The sequence below is a fragment of the uncultured Campylobacter sp. genome, assembly GCF_938045535.1.
GTDB lineage: Bacteria > Campylobacterota > Campylobacteria > Campylobacterales > Campylobacteraceae > Campylobacter_B.
On sequence record NZ_CALIMQ010000089.1, the window covers coordinates 1 to 4,838 of the forward strand.

Sequence of the window (4,838 nt, forward strand, 5' to 3'; positions counted from 1 at the left end):
AAAATTATACCCCAGATAAATTCCATGGTTAGTCTCATACACCTTGTCTACGCCCTCTCCGAGCTTACTGGCCTTGTACCTCGTATAGTCCGCTTTATAGCCAAACTCAATCTCGTTATGTTCATCAAAGCTATATAGCCCACCCAGCCTTGCACCGATGACCCAGCCAGGCAGAGTCTTTGAAAGCGAATCGCTGCTTCCGTCAGATTCGTCATATGAATAAATTTTATATTTCAAAAATGAAACTCCTGTATATGCGCCCGCTACGAGTTTAAAGCTATTCGTAATCTCAGGCGTAAAATCCCCGCCTACGAGCAAGCTATGCTTATTCCACTCGTGTTTAAATATGATGTCCTCGTCAGTGCCAGTTTTCGAAGCTTTGAAATCATACAAGTACTCGCCGTACGCCCTAGCTATACCGAAATCGTAACCGCCTTTAAAGCCGAGCGCAGCCTGCCCCTTATTATCTTTATTCGTGCCAGAATCGTCCTCGTCAGACCATTTAGTAGTGATGCTGGATTTAAAAGAATAATCTCCCTCGATACCTAAAAATATCCCCTCGCCAAAGCTTGAACTCACGCATATCGCAGCGGCAAACGCCGCGATTAAAATTTTATTTTTCACATTTTCTCCTTATAATTTATAATTTCGGGCTTTCCGCCGCCGCTTTGCCATTTTACCGCTTGCTATCTTTGAGCGTCTTCCGCCAAGCTCGCTCATAAGCACGTTTAAAATTTGCTGATTATAATATCCTTTTTTTGAAATTTCGATGAATTTCGCGACAAGACTTGGAATTTTATCTCACTCGCCTTGGATAAAATTTTATCTCGTTTGCTAAGGACAGAATTCTATCTCGATTGCCAGCACGGAATTCGACGAAATTCTACGCCGCCTCCCTTGAGCAGTTAGCAAATTTAATGTCGGGTGTCATTAAAAAATAATCTGTGATGAAATTTAAAGCGCTTACTTAGTTGTTCATTTTTATGTATAATTTAAAATTTACACACGAGATAAGTGCCGTGTTACCGATAGTAACTGCACTTTTAAAAATTTAAGACGATTTGATTTGGAATTTATAAAATTCCCGCCTCATTTTTGTATCATAAGCCAAATCCAAAAAAGGAGTATCTATGGAAGAACACAAAGTGGAGTTACGCAACTCCCGCTTACAAGGACCACTGGACTCAGACGTAGACGAGCTGGGTTTAGACAGGCTAACCGACACCGTGCCGTTTCCTAAGCGTGGTGTCATCATTATGGCGATTGCCGCTGCTGTGGGCTTTGCGCTATACGCCGCGTTACCGTTTGAGCCTAATGTCAAAAAAGGTCTTGCGCTGCTTGCTTTTATCGCGATTATGTGGCTTACAGAGGCCGTGCATATCACGGTAACCGCGCTTATGGTGCCGGTGCTTGCGGTAGCTATCGGACTTGGTAAATTCGCTAAAGATGGCACTTTCACGGCTGCCACCATCAAAAGCACGCTTGCAAATTTTGCAAACCCTACGATCTTTACCTTTTTCGGCGGTTTTGCTCTGGCAACAGCTCTGCATATGCAAAAGCTCGATAAAAAGATCGCGATGTGGCTAATCGCCCGCGCAGGCGGTCGCTTGGGTGTAGCTGCGATTTTAATCTGCCTTGCTACGGCGATCCTTTCGATGTGGGTTTCAAACACCGCAACTGCTGCGATGATGCTTCCGATCGCGCTTGGAATTTGCGCCAACATGGACGAGAGCAAAGATCGCGGCACGCTCGTGTTTTTGCTTTTAGGCATCGCGTATTCTGCAAGCATCGGAGGTCTGGGCACGCTCGTGGGATCTCCGCCAAATTTAATCGTGGCTCAAGCCTTGCACTACAGCTTCGCGGACTGGATGAAGGTAGGTTTACCACTAATGTGCGTGATGCTGCCGATAATGCTTGCGGTGCTTTATATAATTTTCAAGCCGAATTTAAGTCATAAAATAGAGATGGATCTGGAGCATATCCCTTGGACGCGCGAGCGCATTATTACGATCGTCGTATTTGCTCTAACAGCGCTTGGCTGGATATTTTCAAAGCAAATTTCAGCCCTTGTGGGCTTTAAAGTGGATGATGCTTACGTCGCCATCTGCTCGGCAGTCGTAATCGTCATACTAGGGCTTGCTAAATGGCATGACATCGCCGAAAACACCGAGTGGGGCGTGCTGCTGCTTTTTGGCGGCGGACTTACGCTAAGTGCGGTTTTAGGCGATTCCGGAGCTTCTAAGGTGCTTGGTGATCTAGTCGCGCACACTTTCGGCAGAGCGCCTACTTACATCGTACTTTTGGTAACGGCAGTTTTCATCATCTGCCTTACGGAATTTACGAGCAATACCGCTTCTGCTGCACTTTTAGTACCAGTATTTGCGGGAGTAGCGGCTCAGATGGGGCTACCGAAAGAAACTCTTACTATAGTAATCGGTGTGGGCGCAAGCTGCGCTTTCATAATGCCGGTAGCGACGCCGCCAAATGCTTTAGTTTTCGGAACGGGACGCATTCGCCAGGCGGAAATGGTACGAAGTGGTGGAATTCTAGCGATATTCTCCGCGTTTTTAGTTTCGGGATACGCGTATATTTTTTACTCGTAAAATTCCGTCAAAATTCTATAGTCCGGGTATCTGCTCGGACTAAATATATTTATAAGATATATTTTTAAACTCCTAAATTTTCGGAATCTTTATAAAAAAATTCTGATTTAATACTATTTTAATCAGTTATCTGTATAATACGCATATTTTATGGAAAGAAGAATTTATGGATTTTGATTTTATAGCTAAATTTAGCCCGATGTTCGTAAAGGCGGGAATTTTAACGCTGAAGCTCGCATTTTACGGAATTTTACTATCCATCATCATCGGTTTTATCTGCACGCTGATAAAATATAAAAGATTGCCTCTATTAAGCCCGCTCGTGAGCGCATATATCGAGCTATCTCGCAATACTCCGCTTTTAATTCAGCTATTTTTTCTATACTACGGCTTGCCGAAGCTGGGCATTCAAATTTCAGGCTTTACCTGCGCGATTGTAGGTCTTGCGTTTTTGGGCGGAAGCTATATGAGCGAGAGCTTTAGGCTCGGTTTTGAGGCGATAAAAAAATCCCAGATCGAAAGCGCGATGAGCCTAGGCCTTAGCGAAGCACAGATAGTGTTTTACGTCGTGCTGCCGCGCGCCTTTGCGATCGCCCTGCCCTCCATCAGCGCAAACATAATCTTTCTGCTTAAAGAAACCTCGATCGTTAGCATCGTAGCGCTCGCCGATCTCGTCTATGCCGCAAAGGACGTGATCGGATTGTATTACAAGACGAACGAGGCGCTGTTTATGTTAAGCGTTTCGTATCTGATCATAATCCTGCCGCTTTCGCTAGCGCTTACGCTGCTTGAAAAGCGCCTTGCATATATGAGAGGCTAGCGATGGAACTCTTAAGCGGCGAAAATTTAATCAGGCTTCTTGGCGGGCTCGGGGTCACACTGCAAATCGCGCTCATCTCGATCGCGGTTTCGCTCGCTCTGGGCTTGGTACTTGGAATTTTAATGGCCTCTGGGCGCAGAGCCTTATACATCCCGCTTAAAATTTGCCTAGAGATCGTGCGCATAATGCCGCCTATCGTCTGGCTATTTATCGTATATTTCGGCGCGAGTAAGGCATTTGGCATCCACATCTCAAATATCGCGGCTTCGATCATCGTCTTTAGCATCTGGGGCGTTTTTGAGATGATGGATCTGGTGCGCGGCGCCGTGCTTAGCATACCCAAGCATCAGTTCGAAAGCGCCGAAGCGCTCGCATTTAGCAGATCTCAAATTTATCTCTATGTCATCCTGCCGCTTGCGATGAGGCGTCTGGTGCCCGCAACGATAAATTTATTCAGCAGGATGATAAAAACAACCTCGATCGCCGTACTAATCGGCGTCATAGAGCTCGTCAAGGTCGGACAGCAGATCATCGAAGTGAATGTCTTCCGCGATAATTACGCGCCGCTAATCATCTACGGAGCGATATTTTTCGTATATTTTTTGATCTGCTATCCAATCTCGGCGCTTTCGAAAAAATTAGAAAACAGGTGGAGCTGATGGGAATTTTAGAACTTCATAAAATCAATAAATTTTACGGCGAGCTGCACGCGCTAAAGGACGTCAGCCTTAGCGTCGCGCAGGGCGAAGTCGTGGTAATCCTAGGCCCTAGCGGCTGTGGAAAAAGCACCCTACTTCGCACGATCAACGGGTTAGAGCCGGTACAAAGCGGAAATTTTATAATCGAAGGCGAGCGGATCGATCAAAATTTCACAGACTGGCGCAGGATCAGGCAAAAGATCGGCATGGTCTTTCAAAGCTACGAGCTTTTCGATCACTTAAATGTGCTGCACAACATAATCTTAGGCCCGATGAAGGTACAAAACGTCCCGAAAGAGGAAGCGATAACTCTAGCACGCGAATGGCTAAAGATCGTAGGTCTTGCGGATAAGGAGAACTCCTACCCCAAAGAGCTTAGCGGCGGGCAGAAGCAGCGCATCGCGATCGTACGAAGCCTTGTGATGAAGCCCAAGATCATGCTTTTTGACGAGGTTACCGCGGCGCTTGATCCCGAGATCGTGCGCGAGGTGCTCGACGTAATGCTAAATCTCGCCAAAGAGGGGCAGACGATGCTAATCGTAACGCACGAGATGGGCTTTGCGCGCGCCGTAGCCGATCGCATAGTTTTTATGGACGACGGGCATATAGTGGAGATTAACGAACCGGAGGCGTTCTTTACCGCTCCAAATAGCGAGCGCGCGAAGAAATTTTTAAATATGTTCGAATTTAAAAAATAAATTTTAATAAAGGAGAAAA

At 46.0% G+C, this 4,838-nt stretch carries 5 protein-coding genes; 4 read left to right on the forward strand and 1 reads right to left on the reverse strand.

Features of this window, described 5'->3' with window-relative positions; translation table 11 throughout:
* The coding region (locus Q0095_RS02925) for a hypothetical protein (RefSeq protein ID WP_297881204.1) at window positions 1-624 on the reverse strand (624 nt) is incomplete at its 3' end.
* A 632-nt stretch (window positions 625-1,256) separates the two neighbouring features.
* On the opposite strand from Q0095_RS02925, the gene Q0095_RS02930 reads away from it, so the two are divergent.
* The 4 genes from Q0095_RS02930 (at window position 1,257) to Q0095_RS02945 (ending at window position 4,819) form a co-directional block, all read left to right on the forward strand.
* Entirely contained in the window at window positions 1,257-2,603 is a 1,347-nt protein-coding gene (locus Q0095_RS02930; protein ID WP_297881213.1) for a DASS family sodium-coupled anion symporter, read from the forward strand.
* 166 nt (window positions 2,604-2,769) lie between these two features.
* The gene (locus Q0095_RS02935; RefSeq protein WP_297881206.1) at window positions 2,770-3,423 is read left to right on the forward strand and encodes an amino acid ABC transporter permease; all 654 of its coding nucleotides are present in this window, start codon (window positions 2,770-2,772) and stop codon (window positions 3,421-3,423) included.
* A 2-nt stretch (window positions 3,424-3,425) separates the two neighbouring features.
* Complete coding sequence (locus tag Q0095_RS02940) at window positions 3,426-4,082, forward strand: amino acid ABC transporter permease (RefSeq protein ID WP_297881208.1); 657 nt, start codon at window positions 3,426-3,428, stop codon at window positions 4,080-4,082.
* The gene (locus tag Q0095_RS02945; RefSeq protein WP_297881210.1) at window positions 4,082-4,819 is read left to right on the forward strand and encodes an amino acid ABC transporter ATP-binding protein; all 738 of its coding nucleotides are present in this window, start codon (window positions 4,082-4,084) and stop codon (window positions 4,817-4,819) included. Before Q0095_RS02940 ends, Q0095_RS02945 begins: the two co-directional genes overlap by 1 nt.
* Window positions 4,820-4,838: the final 19 nt, after the last annotated feature.